The organism is Micromonospora sp. NPDC023644 (genome assembly GCF_040640115.1).
Lineage (GTDB): Bacteria > Actinomycetota > Actinomycetes > Mycobacteriales > Micromonosporaceae > Micromonospora.
The window spans coordinates 21,268-43,100 of record NZ_JBFABA010000042.1; the positions used below are offsets into that span (position 1 = coordinate 21,268).

General features: G+C 74.3%; 22 protein-coding genes. 14 read left to right on the plus strand and 8 right to left on the minus strand.

Annotated features, from left to right (window positions below; all coding sequences use genetic code 11):
* Window positions 1-65 precede the first annotated feature (65 nt).
* Window positions 66-926, plus strand: coding sequence for a helix-turn-helix transcriptional regulator (locus AB0G08_RS23600; RefSeq protein WP_358091524.1), 861 nt, complete (start codon window positions 66-68; stop codon window positions 924-926).
* A gap of 7 nt (window positions 927-933) precedes the next feature.
* On the opposite strand, the gene AB0G08_RS23605 is transcribed toward AB0G08_RS23600, so the two are convergent.
* Entirely contained in the window at window positions 934-1,692 is a 759-nt protein-coding gene (locus tag AB0G08_RS23605; RefSeq protein WP_358091526.1) for an SDR family oxidoreductase, read from the minus strand.
* A gap of 136 nt (window positions 1,693-1,828) precedes the next feature.
* A complete protein-coding gene (locus tag AB0G08_RS23610) occupies window positions 1,829-2,122 on the minus strand; it encodes an antibiotic biosynthesis monooxygenase (protein WP_121400645.1) in 294 nt (97 codons plus the stop codon).
* A 101-nt stretch (window positions 2,123-2,223) separates the two neighbouring features.
* Between AB0G08_RS23610 and pnuC the strand changes: the two genes are divergently transcribed.
* From pnuC to AB0G08_RS23625, 3 genes are all read left to right on the plus strand, one after another.
* Window positions 2,224-2,877, plus strand: coding sequence for a nicotinamide riboside transporter PnuC (pnuC, locus tag AB0G08_RS23615; RefSeq protein WP_358091528.1), 654 nt, complete (start codon window positions 2,224-2,226; stop codon window positions 2,875-2,877).
* Window positions 2,874-4,046: an AAA family ATPase gene (locus tag AB0G08_RS23620; RefSeq protein ID WP_358091530.1), complete on the plus strand. Its 1,173-nt coding sequence runs from the start codon at window positions 2,874-2,876 to the stop codon at window positions 4,044-4,046. The genes pnuC and AB0G08_RS23620 overlap by 4 nt, the downstream gene beginning before the upstream one ends.
* Before the next feature lie 331 nt (window positions 4,047-4,377).
* Complete coding sequence (locus AB0G08_RS23625; RefSeq protein ID WP_358091532.1) at window positions 4,378-5,379, plus strand: TerC family protein; 1,002 nt, start codon at window positions 4,378-4,380, stop codon at window positions 5,377-5,379.
* A gap of 68 nt (window positions 5,380-5,447) precedes the next feature.
* On the opposite strand, the gene AB0G08_RS23630 is transcribed toward AB0G08_RS23625, so the two are convergent.
* Together AB0G08_RS23630 and AB0G08_RS23635 are read right to left on the minus strand one after the other, a co-directional pair.
* Complete coding sequence (locus AB0G08_RS23630; protein ID WP_358091534.1) at window positions 5,448-6,365, minus strand: NlpC/P60 family protein; 918 nt, start codon at window positions 6,363-6,365, stop codon at window positions 5,448-5,450.
* Between the two features lie 58 nt (window positions 6,366-6,423).
* Window positions 6,424-7,521, minus strand: a complete 1,098-nt coding sequence (locus tag AB0G08_RS23635) for a dipeptide epimerase (RefSeq protein ID WP_358091536.1) — start codon at window positions 7,519-7,521, stop codon at window positions 6,424-6,426.
* Window positions 7,522-7,567: 46 nt separating this feature from the next.
* On the opposite strand from AB0G08_RS23635, the gene AB0G08_RS23640 reads away from it, so the two are divergent.
* Window positions 7,568-8,365, plus strand: coding sequence for a tyrosine-protein phosphatase (locus AB0G08_RS23640; protein ID WP_358091538.1), 798 nt, complete (start codon window positions 7,568-7,570; stop codon window positions 8,363-8,365).
* Window positions 8,366-8,375: 10 nt separating this feature from the next.
* Here the strand turns inward: AB0G08_RS23640 and AB0G08_RS23645 are convergent, their stop codons facing one another.
* Entirely contained in the window at window positions 8,376-9,233 is an 858-nt protein-coding gene (locus AB0G08_RS23645) for a serine hydrolase (protein WP_358091540.1), read from the minus strand.
* 65 nt (window positions 9,234-9,298) lie between these two features.
* On the opposite strand from AB0G08_RS23645, the gene AB0G08_RS23650 reads away from it, so the two are divergent.
* A complete protein-coding gene (locus tag AB0G08_RS23650) occupies window positions 9,299-9,964 on the plus strand; it encodes a methyltransferase domain-containing protein (protein ID WP_358091542.1) in 666 nt (221 codons plus the stop codon).
* A 74-nt stretch (window positions 9,965-10,038) separates the two neighbouring features.
* On the opposite strand, the gene typA is transcribed toward AB0G08_RS23650, so the two are convergent.
* On the minus strand, window positions 10,039-11,907 hold the full coding sequence (gene typA, locus AB0G08_RS23655; protein ID WP_358091544.1) for a translational GTPase TypA: 1,869 nt from the start codon (window positions 11,905-11,907) through the stop codon (window positions 10,039-10,041).
* A 135-nt stretch (window positions 11,908-12,042) separates the two neighbouring features.
* Between typA and AB0G08_RS23660 the strand changes: the two genes are divergently transcribed.
* Window positions 12,043-13,440 (plus strand): DedA family protein, encoded by a 1,398-nt coding sequence (locus tag AB0G08_RS23660; RefSeq protein ID WP_358091546.1) that lies wholly within the window; start codon window positions 12,043-12,045, stop codon window positions 13,438-13,440.
* A 225-nt stretch (window positions 13,441-13,665) separates the two neighbouring features.
* Here the strand turns inward: AB0G08_RS23660 and AB0G08_RS23665 are convergent, their stop codons facing one another.
* The gene (locus AB0G08_RS23665) at window positions 13,666-15,801 is read right to left on the minus strand and encodes an MMPL family transporter (RefSeq protein ID WP_358091548.1); all 2,136 of its coding nucleotides are present in this window, start codon (window positions 15,799-15,801) and stop codon (window positions 13,666-13,668) included.
* A 170-nt stretch (window positions 15,802-15,971) separates the two neighbouring features.
* Between AB0G08_RS23665 and AB0G08_RS23670 the strand changes: the two genes are divergently transcribed.
* The 5 genes from AB0G08_RS23670 (at window position 15,972) to AB0G08_RS23690 (ending at window position 19,872) form a co-directional block, all read left to right on the plus strand.
* Window positions 15,972-16,487, plus strand: coding sequence for a MarR family transcriptional regulator (locus AB0G08_RS23670; RefSeq protein WP_358091550.1), 516 nt, complete (start codon window positions 15,972-15,974; stop codon window positions 16,485-16,487).
* 4 nt (window positions 16,488-16,491) lie between these two features.
* Window positions 16,492-18,186: a CocE/NonD family hydrolase gene (locus tag AB0G08_RS23675; RefSeq protein WP_358091552.1), complete on the plus strand. Its 1,695-nt coding sequence runs from the start codon at window positions 16,492-16,494 to the stop codon at window positions 18,184-18,186.
* 147 nt (window positions 18,187-18,333) lie between these two features.
* Window positions 18,334-19,242, plus strand: coding sequence for a hypothetical protein (locus AB0G08_RS23680; protein ID WP_358091554.1), 909 nt, complete (start codon window positions 18,334-18,336; stop codon window positions 19,240-19,242).
* 60 nt (window positions 19,243-19,302) lie between these two features.
* Window positions 19,303-19,650, plus strand: coding sequence for a hypothetical protein (locus AB0G08_RS23685; RefSeq protein ID WP_358091556.1), 348 nt, complete (start codon window positions 19,303-19,305; stop codon window positions 19,648-19,650).
* 30 nt (window positions 19,651-19,680) lie between these two features.
* The gene (locus AB0G08_RS23690) at window positions 19,681-19,872 is read left to right on the plus strand and encodes a hypothetical protein (RefSeq protein ID WP_358091558.1); all 192 of its coding nucleotides are present in this window, start codon (window positions 19,681-19,683) and stop codon (window positions 19,870-19,872) included.
* A gap of 51 nt (window positions 19,873-19,923) precedes the next feature.
* Here the strand turns inward: AB0G08_RS23690 and AB0G08_RS23695 are convergent, their stop codons facing one another.
* The gene (locus AB0G08_RS23695) at window positions 19,924-20,127 is read right to left on the minus strand and encodes a cold-shock protein (protein WP_088961229.1); all 204 of its coding nucleotides are present in this window, start codon (window positions 20,125-20,127) and stop codon (window positions 19,924-19,926) included.
* 175 nt (window positions 20,128-20,302) lie between these two features.
* Between AB0G08_RS23695 and AB0G08_RS23700 the strand changes: the two genes are divergently transcribed.
* Both AB0G08_RS23700 and AB0G08_RS23705 read left to right on the plus strand, forming a co-directional pair.
* Window positions 20,303-20,998, plus strand: coding sequence for a 50S ribosomal protein L11 methyltransferase (locus AB0G08_RS23700; protein WP_358091560.1), 696 nt, complete (start codon window positions 20,303-20,305; stop codon window positions 20,996-20,998).
* Window positions 20,999-21,097: 99 nt separating this feature from the next.
* Window positions 21,098-21,709 (plus strand): VTT domain-containing protein, encoded by a 612-nt coding sequence (locus AB0G08_RS23705; protein WP_358091562.1) that lies wholly within the window; start codon window positions 21,098-21,100, stop codon window positions 21,707-21,709.
* Window positions 21,710-21,833 lie beyond the last annotated feature (124 nt).

Sequence of the window (21,833 nt, forward strand, 5' to 3'; positions counted from 1 at the left end):
TACGCGAGCAGACTATTGCGCTCAGTGATCGTCCTGCGTACTCTCCCTCGGTGGGGAGGCTGGGGATGCCGTTGCCAACGAGTCCGGTCATTCGTCGCGCCCGGCTGGGCGCCGAGCTGCGTCAGCTGCGACGACGGGAGGCGCTGACCCTGGAACAGGTCTGCGACCGGCTGGGTTGGGCCTCCACCTCCAAGCTGTCCCGCATCGAGCTGGGGCAGAGCCGGCCGGACCTGGCCGACGTGCTCGACCTGCTCGACATCTACGAGGTGCCGCCGCCGCAGCGCGACGCGCTCATCGTCATCGCCCGCGACGCCGCCACCAGCCGGGGCTGGTGGAAGGCGCTGGGGGAGATGGGCGAGCGGCAGCGCACCTACGCCGAGCTGGAGGCCGGGGCGGCGAGCATCGTGGACTGGCAGCCCGCGATCGTGCCGGGGCTGCTCCAGACCCCGGCGTACGCCCGGCTGCGGCTCGCCGCCGGCCAGCTGCTGGACCCCGCCCTCGACGTGGACGCCGACGTGCGCGCCCGGGCGCTGCGGCACGAGGTGCTGCGGCGGGCGGACCCGCCCCGTTACACGGCGCTGCTCGCCGAGGACGCCTGCGGGGCCGGCGACACCCCGCCGCAGGTGTGGCGGGAGCAGTTGCGGCACCTGGTCGACCTGGCGGCCCTGCCGCACGTCACGATCCGGCTGCTGCCCCGGGGCGTCGCCGCGCGGGGCGGGGCGCAGCCGCTGACGCCGTACTCCTGCTACTCGTTTCCCGACCCGGCCGACCCGCGCACCGTGATGCTGGAGGCGCTGACCACCGACGTGCGCCTGGTGACGGCGGCCGACGTCGACCGCTACGAGCAGCTCACCGGTTGGCTGCTGGACGCGGCCCTCGGCCCGGAGGAGACGGTCGCGGCGCTGGACCGGCTCGCCGCCGGCTGAGCCCGGCTCACAGGTGGCGGCGGAAGCCGCCCTCCGAGTCGATCACCTGGCCGGTGATCCAGTCGGCGTCGGACGAGCAGAGGAACCGCACCAGCCGGGCGGCGTCCTGTGGGGTGCCCCAGCGTCCGCTCGGAAAGAGCTTGGCGACCTCGGCGTACGCCTCGGGGGAGGCGTATCCGGTGTCCGTCGGGCCGGGGTGGACGCAGTTGACGGTGATGCCCCGTGGCATCAGCAGCGGGGAGAGCTGGAAGGTCGCGTTCTCCACCGCCGCCTTGCTGACCGCGTAGGCGAGGGTCTGCGGCATCGGGCCGAGGCGCTGGCCGGTGGAGAAGAGCACCAGCCGGCCACCCGATCCGGCGGTGAACGCCTTGGCGAACGCTTCGGCGAGCAGCAGCGTGGCCCGCACGTTGACCAGCAGGTGCCGGTCGATCTCGGCCGGATCCAGCGTGCCGAACGGCGTGTCGGTGCAGTAGGCGTGCACGGCGACCACCGCGTCGAGCCGGCCGTACCGGCGCAGCGCCTCGGCGACCAGGCCGGCGGGCGCCGCCGGGTCGAGCAGGTCGGCGCGGACGTGTGCCGTGTCGCGCAGCTCGCCCAGCAGGGCCGGCACGCCCTCGGGATCACCGCCGTAGGGCTGGGCGTCGTCGAACTCCGGCAGGCCGGTCAGCAGCAGCCGCCAGCCGTCCGCGGCGAGGGTGCGGGCGACCGCCGCGCCGATGCCGATACGTCGACTCACGCCCGTCACGAGGGCCACCCGCTGCGTCATGGTGGCCAGTCAACCGGGCCTGATGCCCGGGTGCCAGCGGTTATCGCCGCGCGGCCACCGGGCCCGGCGCCCCCGAGCCCGTCGGGACCGGCGGTCGGCGCGTGCACGGCGCACCCTAGGGCAGGGGTGCGACAGCTCAGGCCGGCACGTCCACGAAGTGCTCGACCAGCGGCGGGTTGGCGAAGTGCGGGCCGATCAGCGCCCGCCACTGCGCGAAGCGCTCGGTGGCGCGGAAGTTGTCGGTGTGCGCCTCGACCGAGTCCCACTCGACCAGCAGCACGAACCGGCTCGGGGACTCGACGCCCCGGGTCATCCGCACCGACCGGCAGCCGGGCGTGCCGGCGAGCACCGGATGCCCCTTGGCGTACGCGGCGGCGAACTCGTCCTCGTGTCCCGGCAGTACGTCGATGAGCGCGACCTCAAGCACCATGCCCGGAAGCCTTTCACGCCGTCGCGCGGGCCGGACGCCGCGGGGGCCTGTTCCCGCAGGCCGGGCGGATCTAGGGTGGGCGCGCGGAAAGGGGGAGGCCGATGATCGACTGGCTCACCGGCACGGCGTTCACCGTGGCCGGCACCGGCACCACCCGGGCGGAGCTGCTGGGCTTCGCCACCGGGGTGCTCAACGTCTGGCTGGTGGCCCGGCAGCGGATCGCCAACTGGCCGGTCGGCATCGCCAACGTGCTGCTGCTGATGCTGCTGTTCTGGACGGCCGGCCTCTACGCCGACGCCGGCCTCCAGGTCGTCTACGTCGGCCTGGGCCTGTACGGGTGGTGGGCGTGGCTGTACGGCGGCGAGCGGCGCACCCGGCTCACCGTCGCCCGGACGGGCCGCGGGGAGTGGTGGGCGCTGGCGGCGGCGGGCGTGGTGCTGACGGGCGGGCTCTGGGCGCTGCTGGAGCGGGCCACCGACTCCACCGTGCCCCTGCCGGACGCGCTGACCACCGCGCTGTCGCTGCTGGCCACGTACGGGCAGACCCGCAAGCGGGTGGAGAGTTGGTGGCTGTGGATCGCCGCCGACCTGGTCTACATCCCGCTGTACGCCTACAAGGGCCTGTACCTGACCGCGGCCCTCTACGTGATCTTCCTCGGGCTGTGCGTGCTCGGACTGCGCGAGTGGCAGGCGGACCTGCGGCGCGGCGCCGCCCCGACTCCGGTGCCCCCCGGTCCGGCCCCGGCGGCGGCGTGAGCGCCGGGCCGGCGCCGACCGACGGGTGCCCGGCCGCGGGTGCCGGCGGCGGCCCGCCGCGGTCGCCGGAGTTCCGGCACGCGATGGTGGTGGGCAAGTTCTATCCGCCGCACGCGGGCCACCACGCGCTGATCGAGGCCGCCGCCGCCCGCTGCGCGGCCGTCACCGTGGTGGTGGCGCCGTCCCGCCGGGAGTCGATACCGCTCGCGCTGCGGCTGGACTGGCTGCGCGAGGTGCACGCGGGCACCCCGTGGGTCCGCTTCGTCGGGCGGTACGACGACCACCCGGTGGACTACGCCGACCCGGAGGCCTGGGACCTGCACTGCGCGGTGTTCCGGGAGGCGCTGGGCGGGGCGTCGGTGGACGTCGTCTTCTCCTCCGAGGCGTACGGCGAGGAGTTGGCCCGGCGGTTCGGCGCGGCGTCGGTCTGCGTGGATCCGGGGCGGCGCGGCGTGCCCGTGTCGGGCACGGCGGTGCGCGCGGACCCGGCGGGGCACTGGGACCGGCTCAGCGCGCCGGTGCGGGCGTGGTTCGTCCGGCGGGTGGTGGTCCTCGGCGCGGAGTCGACGGGCACCACCACGATGGCCGCCGCCCTCGCCGCGCACTACGGCACCCGCTGGGTCCCGGAGTACGGCCGGGAGTTGACCGCGCGCAAGCTGGCCCGGCTGCGCGAGCGGGATCCGGCGGCCACGGTCTTCGACGTGGCCTGGGACCGCGACGACTTCGCCGAGGTGGTGCGGGAGCAGCAGGCGGCGGAGGACGCCGCGGCGCGGTCGTGCGGCCCGCTGCTGTTCTGCGACACGGACGCGCGGGCCACCGCCGTTTGGGAGGAGCGGTACCTGGGGTCGACGTCGGCGCGGGTGCGCGCGGCGGCCCGGCGCCCCGCGTTGTACCTGCTGACCGACCACGTCGGGGTGCCCTTCGACGACGACGGGCTGCGCGACGGCGAGCACCTGCGGGCGTGGATGACGGGGCGGTTCCGGGCGGAGCTGGCCGGCTGCGGGGTGCCGGTGGTGGAGCTGGCCGGCCCGCACCGGCGGCGGCTCGCCCGGGCGGTGGCCGCCTGCGACGCGGTCCTGGCGGCGGGCTGGCAGCTGACCGACCCGTTGGTGGCGCCGGGCCAGGAGCCGGCGCGCGCGGGCCGGGGAGCGACGCCGTCTAGCACCTAGCCTCCTAGGATGCCTACGGGGGGTGTACCCCGTCACGCCGTTCGCGATAGATGCTGGCGAGTGGGAAAGGACACCGACCGCCCGGGCTGCGGTCACTCGCGGCGATGGGCAACAATGGCGGACGAAGGAGGGGAGTATTCCCCCGCGACGGAGTCGTCAGCACGGTCGAGCGCCGATCCTGGATGCGCGACCCGGCCCCGTCGGTCGCCGCCCCCGAGGGCGGCGACGGAAGAGACCTCCGACAGTCACCAGTGTCAGCGTCGCCGGCACACCGCGCCCACCGAGGGCGTACGGTGTGCCCGTCGTTGCGTGTCTGCCGGAGGAATGAACCTTGGACGTGTCCGGACTGGTCTGGGCGGGGACGCTCGTCGCCCTGACCGGGATCCTGCTCGTGGATCTGCTGATCGTCGGTCGGCGACCGCACGAGCCCAGCGTGCGTGAGTCGAGCCTCTGGGTCGGCTTCTACGTCGCCCTGGCCCTCATCTTCGGCGCCGGCCTCTGGCTGACCTCCGGGGCCAGCGCGGCCGGGCAGTTCTACACCGGCTGGCTGACCGAGTACAGCCTCTCGGTCGACAACCTGTTCGTCTTCGTGATCATCATGGCCCGGTTCGGGGTGCCCCGGCAGTACCAGCAGAAGGTGCTGCTCATCGGCATCGTGCTGGCGCTGGTCATGCGGGGCGGGTTCATCGCGGCCGGCGCGGCGCTGATCTCCCAGTTCTCCTTCGTGTTCTACATCTTCGGCGCGTTCCTGATCTACACCGCGATCAACCTCGCCCGGCAGGGCGAGCCCGACGAGGACGAGTTCTCCGAGAACCTGCTGATCCGGTGGAGCCGCAAGGCGCTGCCGATCTCCCGGGACTACGACGGCGCCAAGCTGACCACCCGCACGATGAAGGGCAAGCGGATCTTCACTCCGATGCTGATCGTCATGATCGCCATCGGCACCACGGATCTGATCTTCGCGCTCGACTCGATTCCGGCGATCTTCGGCATCACCCAGGAGCCGTACCTGGTCTTCACCGCGAACGTCTTCGCGCTGATGGGCCTGCGGCAGCTCTACTTCCTGCTCGGTGGCCTGCTCAACCGCCTGATCTACCTCAGCTACGGCCTGGCCGTGGTGCTCGGCTTCATCGGCGTCAAGCTGGTGCTGGAGGCCCTCGCCGACAACAAGCTGCCGTTCATCAACGGCGGCGAGCACGTCTCCTGGGCCCCGCACATCCCGATCTGGCTCTCGCTGACGATCATCCTCGGCACGCTCGCGGTGGCCACCGTGGCCAGCCTGGTCAAGTCCTCCCGGGACCGGCGGCGGGTGCTCACCGACGCCCGCCACTGAGGCGTACCCGACGCGACGAAAGGGGGCGCTCCCGGCCGGGAGCGCCCCCTTTCCGTGTCGTACGCGCCTCAGACCCGGTGCACGCCGACCAGGGTGGCGGTGCGCTCGTCGGGCAGCCGCTCCTCCAGCACCCGGCGCTGCACGTAGCAGGCGTGCAGCATCCGCCGGTCGTCGCCGGGGCGCGGGTCTGCGGTGACGATGCCGATGTGGTGGATCCGGCGCCCGGGCCGGGCGAAGAAGTAGAGGTCGCCGGGGCGTTCCGCGCCCATCGGCACCGGCGTGGTCGCCGCCGCCTGGTCGTCGGCGTCGCGCGGCAGCAGCACGCCGAGCCGGCGCCAGGCCAGGTGGACCAGGCCGGAGCAGTCGATGCCGTACGCCGACACCCCGCCCCAGATGTAGACGACGTCGACCAGTCGCTGGGCGACGGCCAGCACCTCCCCGGCCGACGGGGGCGTGGTCGGCACCGGCACCGCGTCGCCGCCGGGCAGCCAGAGCGGCGCGGTGTGGCCCGGCGCGTGCACCGGTTGCCAGCCGTCGACCGCCGGCCCGGCCGGGACCAGCCGGGTGCCCAGGACGATCCCGGGGAGCACCTCGGCGCCGCCCGGCGCGTCGCGCAGCGCGGTGACCGTGGCGTCGACCACGAGCGGGTCGGCGTCGGCGGTGGCGGCGGCCGGGGCGAGCTGCTCGGTGGGCAGCCAGCCGGGGTAGCCGCGTGGGTGCAGCCGGGGAGCCGGCTGCTCGACCGCCACCACGTGGGCCCAGCCGTCCGGGCGCAGCTCGGTGACGAGCACCCGCTCGCCGAGCAGCAGCTGGCTCAGCACGCAGTCGCCGACCTGCTGGTCGCTGTCCATGCCCGAGATCCAGGCCGCGATGTCGGTACGCGGGGCCAGGGCGGGACCGTCGACGGGTCGTACCGCCTCGGGGCAGCTCCAGAGGGTCGCGACCGCGACCCGGACCACGGCCTCCCGGCCCGGTTGCAGCTCCACGTGCACCCCCAGCTCCCGCCGAATGTCCCCGCGACCATATGAAAGTTTTCGACAGGCATCAACTGCCAGTCTGCATCTTTGCTTCAGTAACGGAGCTGATGCCGAGGCCCGGCGCGTCCGGCAGCACGACGGTCGCGCCGTCGTACCGCAGACCGCCGCGCACCGGGGACCAGGCAAGCCACCAGGCGGCGTCCAGGTCGGCCACGGCGGTGGTGCCGTAGGCGCCGACCAGGCTCGCGGCGGCGCCGATGCCCACCTGGCTCTCCATCATCGACCCGACGACGGTGCCGATGCCGTGCGCGGCGGCCAGGTCGAGCAGGGTCCGGGCCGGGTGCAGGCCGCCGCACTTGGCGAGCTTGACGTTGACCATGTCGGCGGCCCGGCGGCGGATCACCTCGACCAGGTCGCGGACCCCGAAGACCGACTCGTCGGCGAGGATCGGCACGTCCACCCGGTCGCTGACCCAGGCCAACCCGTCCAGGTCCCAGCGGGCGACCGGCTGCTCGACCAGCTCCACGCCCAGCCCGGCGTCCTCGACGCCACGGATCACCCGGACCGCCTCGCGCGGGGTCCAGCCCTGGTTGGCGTCGAGCCGGATGCGGACCCCGTCGCCGATGGCGGAGCGCACCGCGCGGACCCGCTCCAGGTCACCGGCGGCGTCGGTGCCCACCTTCAGCTTGAGCACGTCGAAGCCCTCCGCCCGCCGCTGCCGGGCCGCCGCCGCCAGGTCCACCGCGTCGCCCGCGGCGAGCGTGACGTCCGTGGGCACCCGCAGGGCCGTGCCCCCGAGCAGCCGCACCAGCGGTACGCCGAGCCGCCGCGCGGCCAGGTCGTGCAGCGCGACGTCGACGGCCGCCTTGGCCGCCTCGTTGCCGACGACCACCCGCTGCACCTCGATGCAGCGGGCCACCAGGTCGTCGGCGTCACGACCGGTGAGCGCCGGGCCGATCAGCTCGCGGACGCACGCCTCGGAACCGGCGACCGACGCACCGGTCACCTGCCACACCTGCGGCGCCTCGCCGTAGCCGGACCGGCCGTCGGCGTCGACGACCTCCACGACCAGGGTCTCCACGGTCGTGGTGCGGCGCAGCGCGGTGACGAACGGAGTGTGTAAGGGGGCGGAGAGCCGATGGGTGCGTACCGCGGCGATCGTCATGTGCGGCACCCTATATGGGCACGGGCAGGCGAAGGGGAGGCCGAGCATGAGCGAGCGGGACTGGGATCTGGTGGGCGCGCCGAACGCGCGGGACCTCGGCGGCCTGGCCGGCGCCGACGGCCGGAAGGTGCGTCCGGGGGTGCTGATCCGCACCCCGGCGCTGGGTCGGCTGACCGACGAGGACCTGCCGGTGCTGGCCAAGCTCGGCCCGGCCTGCGTGGTCGACCTGCGGGACCACTCGGAGACGGCGGTCGCCCCGCCGGACCGGCTGCCCGGCGAGCCCCGGGTGGTGCACCTGCCGGTGCACGACGCCGAGCACCCCGTCTTCACGTACGTCTCGGCGGTGCTGCTCGGGCACGACCTGGGCGCGTACGAGGCCCTGGCGGAGCAGGGCACCCCGGCGGCGATGGCGGCGATCTACCGCTGGTTCGTCAGCGGGGAGTCGGCGCGGGCGAACTTCGGTGCGGCGGTGCGGCTGGCGGCCCGGGCGGAGAACCTGCCGCTGGTCTACCACTGCTCGGCGGGGAAGGACCGGACCGGCTGGTTGACGGTGCTGCTGCTCAGCGCGCTCGGTGTGGACGAGGCCGCGATCCGGGCGGACTACCTGGCGAACAACCGGCTGACCGAGAGCCTGCGGGAGGTGATCCTGGAGGCGATGCGCCGCCGGCTGCCGGGGCTCGACGTCGAGGCGGTGCGCCCGGTGCTGGAGGTCCGCGAGGAGTACCTGGACGCCGCGTACGCGGAGGTGCGCCGGGTGCACGGGTCGTTCGGGGCGTACCTGCGCGACGGCCTCGGGGTGACCGACGACGTCGTGGCGGCGCTGCGGGCGCACCTGCTGGAGTGAGGCGTCAGGGTCACAGGTCGTGCCGGGCGTCCCAGGCGGCGGCGGACACCCGCGCGATGAGCCGGCAGGCGTCGTCCTCGTCCTCACCCGTGGGGCCGCCGTCGGCGAGGTCGGTGGTGGTGCAGACGACGACGGCGTACGGCGGCGCGTCGTCGGGGAAGACCACCCCCGCGCCGTGCCGCACGCCGCGCACCCAGCCGTTCTTGTGCGCGATGCGGGTGCCCTCGGGCAGCCCGGCGGCCAGGTCCTCACGGTGTTCCTGGGCGAACAGCACGTCGAGCATGGCCGCGCAGCCGGCCGGCGAGGCGAGCGGACCCGGGGTGTCCGCGCCGGCGGCCAGCGCACCGAGCAGCGCGGCCAGGTCGGCGGCGGTGACCAGGTTGGTGACGCCCGCCTCGCGGGCCGCGAAGTCCTCGATGCCCCGGCCGGTGACGCTGTGCCGGGCCCCGGCGAGGTCCCACACCCGGGCCACGGCCGGCAGTCCGACGTGGTCGATGACCAAATTGGTGGCGAGGTTGCTGGAGCGGACGATCATCCGGTGGGCGAGCCAGCGCAGCGGCGCGCTCGCGCCGACCCGCTCCCACACGGCCTCGTCGTTGTCGTAGTGCCGGGCGCAGGAGAACCGGGGCACGCCGGGCAACGCCGAGTCGAACTCGTTGCGCACCGGCACGGGGGCGTCCAGGTCGAGGGTGCCGGCCTCGGCGGCGCGGTGCAGCGCGACGAGCACCGCCGCCTTCATCGTGCTGGCCGCGTAGTGGGTCGCGTCGGCGTGCCGGGTCCAGGCGGGGGCGGCGCCGACCCGCCCCACGTACGCCGACACGGTGCCGGGCACCCCGTCCAGACGGGTGTCGAGCTCGTCCCAGGTCATGCGGCTGACCGTAACGGATCGCCGACGGGGCGGCGGGGCGGGGCGATCGGTCGTACCGTGCGGGGATGACGGTTGCCGCCTACGACGCGCACGCCGACTGGTACGAGGCGTTTGCCACCGACACCTTTAGCGACTACATGACCCGGGTCCGCGGTCGGCTGCGCGACCTGCTCGGCCCCGGCCCCGGCCGCTGCCTGGACCTGTGCTGCGGCACCGGCCTCCAGGCGGCGGAGCTGCGCGGGCTGGGCTGGGAGCCGGTCGGGGTCGACCTGTCCGCCGGGCAGCTGCGGCACGCCCGGCCGCGCCTGCCGGTGGCCCGTGCCGACGCGGCGGCGCTGCCGGTGGCCGACGCCTCGGTGCCGGCGGTGGCGTGCGTGCTGGCCCACACCGACGTCCCCGACTACGCGGCGGTGATCGCCGAGGTCGCGCGGGTGCTGGCGCCCGGCGGGCGGTTCGTCCACGTCGGAGTGCACCCGTGCTTCACCGGGGCGTTCGCCGACCGCTCCGACCCGCAGCGGATCGTGATCGACGGCGGCTACGCCGAGCGGGAGCGCAGCTTCCGGGCCTGGACGCCGCACGGGGTGCGGGTGCGCGTCGGCGCGTGGCACGTCCCGCTGGCCGACCTGCTCAACGCGGTCACCGACGCCGGCCTGACCCTGGTCCGCACGGCCGAGGCCGGTTCCGGTCCGGTGCCCGACCTGTTCGCCTTCCTCGCCACCCGTCCCGCCTGAGCTTCCGCGGCCGGAACGGGCGGAGCCCGGACCGCGCGGGGCGGTCCGGGCTCCGGTGTGGCTGCCGTGGTACGTCAGCCGGCGTGCTTGCGGCGGGCGGCGGCCCGGCCACGGGTGGTCTGGTCGAGCACCACCTTGCGGATCCGGATGGCGGCGGGGGTCACCTCGACGCACTCGTCCTCGCGGCAGAACTCGAGGGCCTGCTCCAGCGACAGCTTGCGCGGCGGGATCAGCTTCTCGGTCTCGTCGGAGGTCGACGCGCGCATGTTGGTGAGCTTCTTCTCCTTGGTGATGTTGACGTCCATGTCGTCGGAGCGGGAGTTCTCCCCGACGATCATGCCCTCGTACACCTCGGTGGTCGGCTCGACGAAGAGCTGGCCGCGCTCCTGAAGGTTGATCATCGCGAACGACGTGACGGCGCCGGCCCGGTCCGCGACCAGGGAGCCGTTGTTGCGGGTGCGCAGCTCGCCGAACCACGGCTCGTACGACTCGAAGACGTGGTGCAGGATGCCGGTGCCCCGGGTGTCGGTGAGGAACTCGGTGCGGAAGCCGATCAGGCCACGGGCCGGGACCAGCCACTCCATCCGGATCCAGCCCGTGCCGTGGTTGACCAGCTGCTCCATCCGGCCCTTGCGGGTCGCCAGCAGCTGGGTGATCGCGCCGAGGTACTCCTCGGGGGCGTCGATGGTGAGCCGCTCGACCGGCTCGCAGGTCTTGCCGTCGATCTCCTTGGTGACGACCTGCGGCTTGCCGACGGTCAGCTCGAACGACTCGCGGCGCATCTGCTCGACCAGGATGGCCAGCGCCAGCTCGCCGCGGCCCTGCACCTCCCACGCGTCGGGACGCTCGGTGGGCAGCACCCGCAGCGACACGTTGCCGACCAGCTCCTTGTCGAGCCGGTCCTTGACCATCCGGGCGGTGACCTTGGCGCCCTTGACCCGGCCGACCAGCGGCGAGGTGTTGGTGCCGATGGTCATCGAGATGGCCGGCTCGTCGACGGTGATCAGCGGCAGCGGGCGCGGGTCCTCCGCGTCGGCCAGGGTCTCACCGATCATGATCTCGGGGATTCCGGCGACCGCGATGATGTCGCCCGGGCCCGCCGAATCGGCCGGCTTGCGCTCCAGGCCCTCGGTCATCAGCAGCTCGGAGATGCGGACCCGCTGGGTGCTGCCGTCGGTGCGGCACCAGGCCACCGTCTGACCCTTGCTGATGGTGCCCTGCCGCACCCGGCACAGCGCCAGCCGGCCGAGGAACGGGGAGGCGTCGAGGTTGGTGACGTGCGCCTGAAGCGGCGCCTCCTCCTCGTACGCGGGCGGCGGGATGGTGTCCAGCAGGGTGCGGAACAGGGGCTCCAGGCTGGTGCTGTCGTCGGGGACCGCGCCGTCGGCGGGCTGGGTCAGCGAGGCGATGCCGTCGCGGGCGCAGGCGTAGACGATCGGGAAGTCGATCTGCTCCTCGTCGGCGTCCAGGTCGAGGAAGAGCTCGTAGGTGTCGTCCACGACCTCCTTGATCCGGGCGTCGGGACGGTCCACCTTGTTGATCACCAGGATGATCGGCATGCGGGCCTTGAGCGCCTTGCGGAGCACGAACCGGGTCTGCGGCAGGGGGCCCTCGCTGGCGTCCACCAGCAGCACCACGCCGTCGACCATGGTCAGGCCGCGCTCGACCTCACCGCCGAAGTCGGCGTGGCCGGGGGTGTCGATGATGTTGATGGTCACCGGGTCGGAGCCGTCGGCCGGCATGTACCGCACGCCGGTGTTCTTGGCCAGGATGGTGATGCCCTTTTCCCGTTCGAGGTCCATCGAGTCCATGACCCGCTCGGTTACCTCGCCGCGGGCGCCGTAGGCGCCGGCCTGCCGCAACATGGCGTCGACCAGGGTCGTCTTGCCGTGGTCGACGTGGGCGATGATGGCGACGTTGCGGAGGTCGGTGCGAAGCTGCATACCCTCCATACTCCTGTCTGCGGTTGCCGGGGCACGCGTCGGGGTCTCCCCCCAGATGGCCCGGATCTCTGCCGAAACTGATGTTCCGACCGTTTCAGCGCCTGGCATGCTGACCCCCGTGGGAATGGGGGCCCGATGCACGACCTGCTGACCTCGCTGCAGGGCCTGCCGCCCCTGCTGATCTATGTGATCGCCGCGATGATCGTCGCGGGGGAGACCGCAGTGATCTTCGGTCTGCTGGTGCCGGGCGAGGCGACCCTGTTGCTGGTCGGCTTCCTAGCGTACGCGGGGACGCTGCGACTCGTACCGGCACTGCTGGTGATGATCCTTGCAGCCGTGATCGGCGACACACTCGCGTACCGGGCGGGCCGGCGGCACGGGCCCCGGCTGCGCGCCGGCCGGCTGGGCGCCCGGGTGGGTCACGAACGGTGGAGCCGGGCGGACGCGATGCTCGGCCGGCTGGGCGGGCGCGGGGTGCTCACCGCCCGCTGGGTGGCCTTCGCCCGCACCCTGGTGCCCCGGCTGGCCGGGGCGGCCGGGATGCCGTACCGGCGGTTCGCGCCGTGGAACCTGGCCGGTGCGGTGACCTGGGTGGGCGGCTCGGTGCTCGTCGGCAACCTGGCGGGGGAGTCGTACGAGACGGTCTCCCGGCTGCTCGGGCGGGCCACCGGCGCGGTGCTGGTGCTGGTGGCCGCGCTGGTCGCGGTGGTGCTGGCGGGGCGGTGGCTGGGCCGCAACCCGGACCCGGCCCGGGCGCTGGCGTCGCGGGCCGCGGGGCTGCGGCCGGTGCGCTGGCTCAGCGGCCGGTACGGGGTGCTGTTCTTCCTGCTCGCCATGCACGTCGGGCCGGCCTGGACGCTGCTGATCAACCTGGTCGCCGGCCTGCTGCTGCTCTTCGTGGCCGGGCTCGCCATCGCCTGGGTGCTCGGGGCCGTGGTCCGGCACAGCGGCCTGGCGGTGCTCGACGGCGCGATCGCCGACTGGTTCGCCGACCGGCGTACGCCCGGGGCGGTCGACGTCACGCTCGCGGTCGTCTCGGCGCTGCGCGGATCGGCGCTCATCGTGCTGGTGGCCGTCGTGGCGGCGGTGCTGGCCTGGCGGAACCGGCCCTGGCGGGCGGACCTGCTCAGCGTGGTCGGCACGGTCGGGGCGTTCGTGCCGCTGGTGGTGCTGGCCGTGGTGGTCGACCTGGCCGGGCCGGCGGCGGGCGGGCCGGACGGCCGGGACGCCGCCCTGTTCCCGACCCAGAACGCCGTGGTGGCGGCCAGCCTCTGCACCCTGGCCTGGCTGCTGTCGCGGGGGGCGCGCTGGCCGGTGGCGGTGGCCGCGTGGACCGCCGCGGCGGCCGGGGTGGTCGGCATCGTCGGCGCCCGCCTCTACCTGGGGCTGAGCACGGCCAGCGGCAGCGCCACGGCGGTGCTGCTCGGGGTGGCCTGGACGGCGTTGTTCGTGGTCGCCTGGGCCACCCGCGACAGGGCGGTGGGCGACGACACGGCGGAGCCGGAACCGGTGGCGGTGCGCACCGACGCGTGAGCCGGCCCGGGGCGACCGGAGCGCCGAACCGCCGCGCCTCCGGGGCGGACCACCGCGCCCCCGCGTCCGCCGACTCCCCGCCGCGCCCACGGGTCCGCTGCGCCGACGGGTCCGCCGCGCCCTCAAGTCCGCCGCGCCCACGGGTCCGCCGGGGCCAAACCCCGCCGGAAGCGGCGAGGGCCGTGGCGTGTCACCGCCACGGCCCCCGCTGTTCCGGCGGACCGGTCAGTTCCGGGTCGGTGCCGACCCACGTTCCGCCGACGGGTCGTCCTCGTCCCCGGCGGGCTCGCGCGCGACCCGTCCCGGCCACCAGAAGCGGTCGCCGAGCGTGAACGCCAGCGCCGGCACCAGGACCGTCCGCACGAGCAGGGTGTCCAGCAGGACACCGATGCAGACGATGATCCCGATCTGGGTCAGCAGGATCAGCGGCAGGACGCCGAGGACGGCGAAGACCGCGGCGAGCAGGATGCCGGCGCTCGTGATGACGCCGCCGGTGACCCGCAGGGCCGAGAGCATGCCGTCGCGGGTGCCGGTGCGCCGGGCGTCCTCGCGGGCCCGGGTGACGAGGAAGATGTTGTAGTCCACGCCCAGCGCCACCAGGAACACGAAGGCGAGCAGCAGGACACCGCTGTCGAGCGCCGGCATGTCGAGCACGTGGTCGAAGAGCAGCCACGACGCGCCGATGCTGGCGAAGAACGACGCGATCACGGTGAGCACCAGCAGCAGCGGGGCGATCAGGCCGCGCAGGAGCAGCACCAGCACCGCGCCGACGAGCAGCAGGATGATCGGCAGGATCAGCCGCAGGTCCTTGCCGTTGGCCTCGTTCTCGTCGTAGGTGGCCGCGACGGCGCCACCCACCACCGCGCCGTCGAAGGCGGGTGCGCCCTCGACCGCGGGCGGGGCGGAACCGGGAACCGCCGCGACCGCGTCCCGCAGCGCCTCGACGGCCCGGTTCGCGGCGGCGGTGCCGGGCTCGGCCTCCAGCACGACGTCGACCTGGGCGACCTGGGCGCCGGCCTCGCCGGGGCGCGCGGAGGCGACGCCGGGGGTCCCGGCGGCGGCGTCCGTGACGGCCCGCACGGCGGCGGGCGTGGTGAGCACGGCGACCGGCTGGGTCGTCCCGGCGGGGAAGGACCGCGCGAGGGTCTCCGCGCCGGCGACCGCCTCCGGCTTGACCCGGAACTGCTCGGTCTCCGACAGGCCGGTGCGGATGCCGAGCCCGCCGAGGGCGAGCCCGGCGAGCAGCAGCGTCGCGAGCAGCGCGACCGGTGCGGGACGGCGCTCGACGGCGGCGCCGAGCCGGCCCCAGAGCCGGCCCTCGCGGACCTCCCCGCCGACCCGGGGCACGAACGGCCAGAACAGCCCCCGACCGAAGATCAGCAGTGCCGCCGGAAGGACGAACAGCGCCGAGAGCATGGCGAGGATGACGCCCGTCGCGCAGGCCACGGCGAGGGCACGGTTGAGCTCCTGCTCGGACAGCAGCAGGGTGAGCACGCCGAGGACGACGGTGGAGCCGCTGGCGAGGATGGGCTCGGCGGTGCGGCGCAGCGCGGCGCGCATCGCCACGAAGCGGTCCTCCTCGCGGCGCAGTTCCTCGCGGTAGCGGGCGATGAGCAGCAGCGCGTAGTCGGTGGCGGCGCCGAAGACGAGGACGCTGGCGATGCCGGTGACGGCGCCGCCGGGCAGGTTGAGGCCGAAGGCCGGGACGACCGTGTCGAGGGCGCGCAGCGTGAGCTGCTCCGTCGCCGCGACGACGACGAGCGGCACGATCCACAGGAACGGGCTGCGGTAGGTGATGAGCAGCAGCAGCGCCACGACGGCGGCGGTGACGGCGAGCAGCGTGGTGTCGGCGCCCTCGAAGACCTTCGTCAGGTCGGTGGTGAACGCGGGACCGCCGGTCACCTCGACGTTGAGCGCGTCGGGCACGTCGTCCAGGGACGCGCGGAGCTGGTCGATCCGGCCCGCGATCTCCTCCTGCCCGCCGGCGGTGGACAGGGGCACTGCGACGAGCGCGACGGTGCCGTCGGGGGAGACCTGCGGCGGGCTGACGCGACCGCCGACGGCGAACCGGCCGAGGTCACCGGACTGGCCGGTCAGGGCTGCGCGGTCGGCGTCGGTGAGCGGGCCGCCGTCGGCGCGGCTGACGACGACGATCGCGGCCTGGACGTCACGGGACGGCAGCTGGTCCTGGAGGCGCTCCACCTGGGTCGACTGCCACTGCACGGACAGGCCGGTGGAGGAGACGGGTGCCGGGTTGTCGGGCTTGGGCAGGCCGAAGATCGCCGCCCCGAAGACGATCGCGGCGACCACGGTGAGCCACGCGGCGAGGCGTCCGCGCGCCACGCGGGTGAACACTGACATTCGGCTGCCCTCACGGTCTCTCGACGGAACTTCCCTCGACGCCCGGGACCTCGCGAACGACGCAAAAAGCCGAGGGTCGAGTATCTTGATGACCGAGATTATCGACTCCTGAGCTATGCTGCAACCGGAACGGACGGCAGGAGGCGGCGACCGACGTGGCAGGTCACGGCATGTACCGGCGGCGCGACACGCGCCGCGAGCGGCTGGTCGCCGAGATCGGGACCGAGCTGCGGCGCTACTCGGTCGACGCGCAGCACATCGGGCACGCCTTCGCCGGCCTGCACGGGCTCAACGCCACCGACCTGCAGGCGCTGATCGCGGTGATGGACGCCGAGCTGACCGGCCGGCCGATCACCCCCGGTCGCCTCGGCGAGCACCTCAACCTCTCGTCCGGCTCGGTCACCGCCCTGATCGACCGGCTGGAGCGCGCCGGGCACATCCGCCGCGACCGCGACACCGCCGACCGGCGCAAGGTCTTCCTGCACTACGCCGAGCGGGGCGCCGCGCTGGCCATGGACTTCTTCCGCCCCCTGGGCCGGCGCACCGACGACGTGATGGCCGGCTTCAGCGACGACGAGCTGGAGGTGGTGCACCGGTTCATGACCGCGATGACCACCTCGATGAGGGAGCACCGCGACGCGGTGCGCGCGGCCCGCGACGAGCCGGCCCGGCGCGCGAACGGCTGACGTCGTGCTCGACCGGCTGGCAACCCGCCTCGCCACCGCCGCGCTGCGGTTGCCGCCCGCGCGCACCCGTCGGGTCACCCTCACCCGGGGCATCCCGGTGCGGGTCCGCGACGGGGTGCCGCTGCGCACCGACCACTACGCCCCGGCCCTGCCCGGCGCGCCGACGGTGCTGATTCGCACCCCGTACGGGCGGGGCGGCCCCATGCGGCTGCTCGGCCGGCTCGCTGCCGAGCGTGGCTTCCACGTGGTGATCCAGTCCTGCCGTGGCACGTTCGGCTCCGGTGGCACCTTCGCCCCGCTCGTGCACGAGCGCGAGGACGGCCTCGACACCCTCGACTGGCTGCGCCGCCAGCCCTGGTGGTCCGGCGCCTTCGGCATGTTCGGCGCCAGTTACCAGGGCTTCGTGCAGTGGGCCCTCGCCGCCGACGCCGGGGAGGAACTGCGCGCGATGGTCGCGGTGGTGACCGCCTCGGGCACCCGCGACTCGACGTACGCCGGGGAGTCCTTCGCCCTGGACACCGTCCTCACCTGGGCCGAGCTGCTCCAGGCGCAGACCGTGCCGTGGCTGGCCCGGCAGTGGGAACTCAAGCGCGGCCAGCCCCGGCTGGTCGCGGCGCTGGCCCACCTGCCACTGGCCGAGGCGGACCGGGTGGCCACCGGCGTCACCGTGCCGTTCTTCCAGGAGTGGCTGCGCCACCACACCCCGGACGCCGACTACTGGCGGGCGCGCGTCTTCGGCGACCGGATCGCCGGGGTCGACGCGCCGGTGGCGATGGTGAGCGGCTGGCACGACATCTTCCTGCCGGCCCAGCTGCGCGACTTCGCGGCGCTGCGCGCGGCCGGCGCCCGTCCCCGGCTGACCGTCGGGCCGTGGACCCACGGCAGCCCCGGGCTCTTCCTCGCCGCGCTGCGCGACGGGCTGGACCACCTCGACGCCCACCTCGCCGGGCGGCTGCCGCAGGCGTCGACCGGTGCCGGTGCGAGCGCCCGCGTGCGGGTGCACGTCGGCGGCGCCGGCGGCGGGTGGCGGGACCTGCCCGACTGGCCGCCCCCGGCGGTGCCGACGCGGTGGCACCTGCACCCGGCGGGCGGGCTGAGCGCCGCCGCACCGGTCCCGTCGGCGCCGGACGGCTTCCACTACGACCCGGCCGACCCGACGCCCTCGCTCGGCGGCCCGCTGCTCGTCGCGCAGCGGGCCGGGCCGGTGGACAACCGCCCGGTCGAGGCCCGGCCCGACGTGCTCACCTTCACCAGCGCCCCGCTCGACGCGCCCGTCGAGGTGATCGGCCCGGTCCGCGCCGAGATCCACCTGCGCAGCGAGCTGTCCCACCTGGACGTCTTCGTGCGACTGTGCGACGTGGACCGGCGCGGCCGGTCCTGGAACGTCTGCGACGGGCTGGTCCGGGTCGCGCCCGACCGGTTCCCCGCCGACGCGGCGGGCGTGGTGCGCGTGCCGGTGGAGCTCTGGCCCACGGCGCACCGGTTCGCGTCGGGGCACCGGCTGCGGGTGCAGGTCTCCGGCGGTGCCCATCCCCGCTACGCGCGCAACCCCGGCACCGGCGAGCCCCTCGGCACGGCGGTCACACTGCGTGCCGGGTGGCGGGAGATCCTGCACGATCCACAGTGTCCGTCCGCGGTGGTCCTGCCGATCTTGCCGCCGGCCCCACAGCTTCTTCCCAGCGGAAAAAACCCGTCCTGAGCTGGGCATTCATCAATCGATGGGGCTATGGTTGGGCCAATGCCCGACGATGTGCATCAATCGGTCGGGCCCGCGCGTCAGGCTCCGACACCGCCTACGCGGTGTCACTTTGGTGCCCGGCCTCCACCCATCCCCGAGGGGGAACCCATGACGCGGGCACCGCAAAACCTGTTGGCCGTCCGCCGCCTGCTGCTCGATCACCTCAACGTCGACCCCGACACCGTCCGCGGTCAGGACCTCGAACCCGCCGAGGTCGGCATCGTCGGCGACCCCGCCCACCGGGGCGGCTACCACTGCGGCTCCGACCGGGTGGTGACCGGGGACTACTCCGTCGTCGAATCGCCCCGGGACTCCGCCGGCCTGACCCTCGACGCGGCGGCGCTCGACGTCGGCCTCTTCGAGGTCCGCGCCGGCGGCCGTACGCACAACCTGCGCAGCTTCTCCACCTGGTGCGTCGCGCAGTGCGCAGGCGGCACCCCGGACAGCCGGGACATCCGCGAGATCATCTACTCCCCGGACGGCGAGGTCGTCCGACGCTGGGACCGCCTGCGCAAACGGACCAGCGGGGACAGCTCCCACCTGTGGCACACCCACTTCAGCTTCTTCCGCGACTCGATCAAGGCGAACCGGGACCAGACCCCGCTGTTCCGCCGCTACCTGACGACCATCGGATTGATCGCACCGCCAGCAGAGGAGTCCGACATGGAACAGACCGACAAGCTCGCCTACAACACCGGAGTGCCCACCCGTACGGTCGGCCACGTCCTCGCCGACCTGGAGAACCTGCGCAACTGGCTGATCTCGCCCGTCGGGACCGAGGGTCTGCTGACCCCGCCACTGGCGGAGTCGCCGTTGATGCTCCTGCTGGCGATGGCGCGGGCCTATCCGGCCCTGGTCGCCCAGGTCAAGGCCCTGTCCGAGGGCGACTTCAGCGACGAGCAGGCGATCGTCGCCGGTGTGCTCGCCGGTCTCTCGCCGGAGCAGATCGCGGAGGCGATCCCGCCCACCATCGCCCAGCAGGTCACCGACGAGCTGGCCCGCCGCCTGGCGGCCTGACCCCGCCGCGTCCCGCCGGCCGCCCGGCGGACTCGGCCACGCCGGAGCGACCGGCAGCGGGTGAAGCCGGCAACGACGGTGGCGCGACAGCTGTCGCGCCACCGTCGTTGCGAATGTCAGTCGTTCCTGGTCCGGGAGGCGCGACTCGCGCCGGCCCCGGTGGGCGTGCTGGTCGCGGCGATGAGTCTCGCCGGCATCGTCGGCGCGCTGTCGGCCACCAGACTCGGCCGTCGGATCGGCACCGCCCGGGCCATGCTCCTCGCGGCGGCGTTCACCGGGCCGCCGGCGTTGCTGATCCCGCTCGCCGGGCCCGGCGGCCGACTCGCCCTGCCGGCGATCGGCGGGATGCTGGTCAGCCTCGGCGTGGCGGTGGGCAACGTGCTCAAGGGCAGCTTCCGGCAGACCTAGCCGCCGCACCACCTGCCGGGCCGCGTCACCGTGAGCATGCACATGCTCAACTACGGCGAGATTCCGCTGGCTGCGGTGCTGGCCGGGGCGGTCAGCGCGGCCCACGGGGCCGGCACCGCGATGGCGGTGACGACGGGCTGGCTCGCGCTCACCCCGGCGATCCTGCTGATCGGGCCGCTACGGCGGCGACGGGACCTGCCCGCCGCGCCGAAGCGGCCCTGAAAACGCGCTGCGGCGGCGGCCGTCAGCCGGCCGCCGCCACCGGCACGGGATCTACAGCGGACGGACGTTGTCCGCCTGCGGACCCTTCTGACCCTGGGTCACCTCGAACTCGACCTTCTGGCCCTCGTTCAGCTCCCGGTAACCGCTCGACGCGATGGCCGAGTAGTGGACGAACACGTCCGGCCCTCCGCCATCCTGCTCGATGAAGCCGAAGCCCTTTTCCGAGTTGAACCACTTAACCGTGCCGGTTGCCATGCATCTCTCCCTGTTCCAAAGCGGGTGAACCTCGGTCGTCGACCGAATGATCGCCCGGTGCTACCCCGAGAGTAACTGGCCGAACCCGGATTCGCTGGCCGAAGTGCCGCAGGCGATGCGGTGAACTCTCGACGCGGGCGATGTGAAAGCCGCGCGGCACCCGGTCGGCTGGGGCATGCTTGCCCCGATGAGGGGTGCCACAGCCGACGCGCTGACAGAGATTGAGCAGGAGATCGACGCTCCCGGCGGCGGGCTGGACCGGCTCCGGCTGGTACGGATCCCGTTCGTGCCGGAGGTCCGGCTGCACCTCGCCGAGGACGCCATCGTCTGGTGGGCCCGGATGGAGGCGCAGGCCGGGCACGCCCTGCCCCCGCCGTACTGGGCCTCGGTCTGGGCCGGAGGCCAGGCCCTCGCCCGCCACCTGCTGGACCACCCCCACCTCGCGGCCGGCCGCCGGGTGCTCGACCTCGCGGCCGGATCCGGCCTGGTGGCGATCGCCGCCGCGCTCGCCGGCGCCGAGCGGGTGGTCGCGAACGACATCGACCCGTACGCGGTCGCGGCGGTCACCGTCAACGCCCGGGCCAACCACGTGACGGTCGCGGCCACCGGCGGCGACCTGCTCGACTCCGACCTCGACGGGGTGGACCTGCTGGTGGCCGGGGACGTGCTCTACGACGCGGCGATGGCGGCGCGGGTGCTGCCCTTCCTGCGCCGGGCCGCTGCCACGGGCACCGACGTGCTGGTCGGCGACCCCGGGCGGGGCCACCTGCCGGCGGGCGCGCTGGCGACGGTGGCCAGCTATCCCGTGCCGACCACCGAGCCCGCCGTGGACTCGCCCGTGCGCCGGGTGCAGGTGCTGCGCCCCCGGTGAGCCCCGGGGCCTCAGGGTCGACCCCGAGCCCGATACCAGGGGGCGGTGGGGGATCGGACCCGATGTCCCGGGTGGTCGGGCGGCCATAGCGTACGGGGCATGGCGGATTGGCTGACCCAGCTCGGAGAGCTCCCCACCACCCTGCTCATGGGGGTGCTCGGGGTGGTGATGCTCTTCGACGCCGTACCGCTGCTCGGGGTGCTGGTCCCCGGCGACGTGGCGATCCTGGCCGCGATGGGGGTGGGCGGCCCGACCACCGGCGCCGCCACCTTCGGTGTCGTGGTGGCCGGCTGCCTCGCCGGCTGGTCGCTGAGCTTCCTCGCCGGCCGCCGGTACGGCGACCGTTTGCGGCGCAGCCGCCTCGGCGACTGGATCGGGGAGGCGCGCTGGGCGGCGGCGGAGGGGATCCTCCAGCGCGGGGGCGGCCGGATGGTGCTGGTCGCGCCCTTCCTGCCGGTGTTCAACGCGCTGCTGCCACTGGCGGCGGGCGGGCTGCGGATGTCGTACCCGCGCTTCCTCGGCTGTGCGACGCTCGGCGCGGCGGCCTGGGCCGGTCTCTACCTGGCGCTGGGCACCGCCTCGCGGTCGCTCGCCGGGCTGTTGCCGGGGGAGTCCAGCCCCATGCTGGTGACCATGGCGGTCGGCCTGCTGCTGGCGGGTGCGGTGCTGATGGGCACGCGACGCCGACTGCGCGCGGTCACCGGGGCCTGACCCCGCCCGACGGGGAGCGGAAGTCGCCGGGGGGACCGGGGGACCGACGGGGGGAGCGGGGGGACCGATGGGGGGAGCGGGGGGACCGACGGGGGGAGCGGGGGGACCGACGGGGGGAGCGGGG

Coding starts and splice junctions, on each gene's coding strand:
- AB0G08_RS23600 (WP_358091524.1), top strand. CDS start 66: ATGCCGTTGCCAACGAGTCCGGTCATTCGTCGCGCCCGGCTGGGCGCC.
- AB0G08_RS23605 (WP_358091526.1), bottom strand. CDS start 1,692: ATGACGCAGCGGGTGGCCCTCGTGACGGGCGTGAGTCGACGTATCGGC.
- AB0G08_RS23610 (WP_121400645.1), bottom strand. CDS start 2,122: ATGGTGCTTGAGGTCGCGCTCATCGACGTACTGCCGGGACACGAGGAC.
- pnuC (WP_358091528.1), top strand. CDS start 2,224: ATGATCGACTGGCTCACCGGCACGGCGTTCACCGTGGCCGGCACCGGC.
- AB0G08_RS23635 (WP_358091536.1), bottom strand. CDS start 7,521: ATGACGATCGCCGCGGTACGCACCCATCGGCTCTCCGCCCCCTTACAC.
- AB0G08_RS23640 (WP_358091538.1), top strand. CDS start 7,568: ATGAGCGAGCGGGACTGGGATCTGGTGGGCGCGCCGAACGCGCGGGAC.
- AB0G08_RS23645 (WP_358091540.1), bottom strand. CDS start 9,233: ATGACCTGGGACGAGCTCGACACCCGTCTGGACGGGGTGCCCGGCACC.
- AB0G08_RS23650 (WP_358091542.1), top strand. CDS start 9,299: ATGACGGTTGCCGCCTACGACGCGCACGCCGACTGGTACGAGGCGTTT.
- typA (WP_358091544.1), bottom strand. CDS start 11,907: ATGCAGCTTCGCACCGACCTCCGCAACGTCGCCATCATCGCCCACGTC.
- AB0G08_RS23660 (WP_358091546.1), top strand. CDS start 12,043: ATGCACGACCTGCTGACCTCGCTGCAGGGCCTGCCGCCCCTGCTGATC.
- AB0G08_RS23665 (WP_358091548.1), bottom strand. CDS start 15,801: ATGTCAGTGTTCACCCGCGTGGCGCGCGGACGCCTCGCCGCGTGGCTC.
- AB0G08_RS23670 (WP_358091550.1), top strand. CDS start 15,972: ATGTACCGGCGGCGCGACACGCGCCGCGAGCGGCTGGTCGCCGAGATC.
- AB0G08_RS23680 (WP_358091554.1), top strand. CDS start 18,334: ATGACGCGGGCACCGCAAAACCTGTTGGCCGTCCGCCGCCTGCTGCTC.
- AB0G08_RS23695 (WP_088961229.1), bottom strand. CDS start 20,127: ATGGCAACCGGCACGGTTAAGTGGTTCAACTCGGAAAAGGGCTTCGGC.
- AB0G08_RS23700 (WP_358091560.1), top strand. CDS start 20,303: ATGCTTGCCCCGATGAGGGGTGCCACAGCCGACGCGCTGACAGAGATT.
- AB0G08_RS23705 (WP_358091562.1), top strand. CDS start 21,098: ATGGCGGATTGGCTGACCCAGCTCGGAGAGCTCCCCACCACCCTGCTC.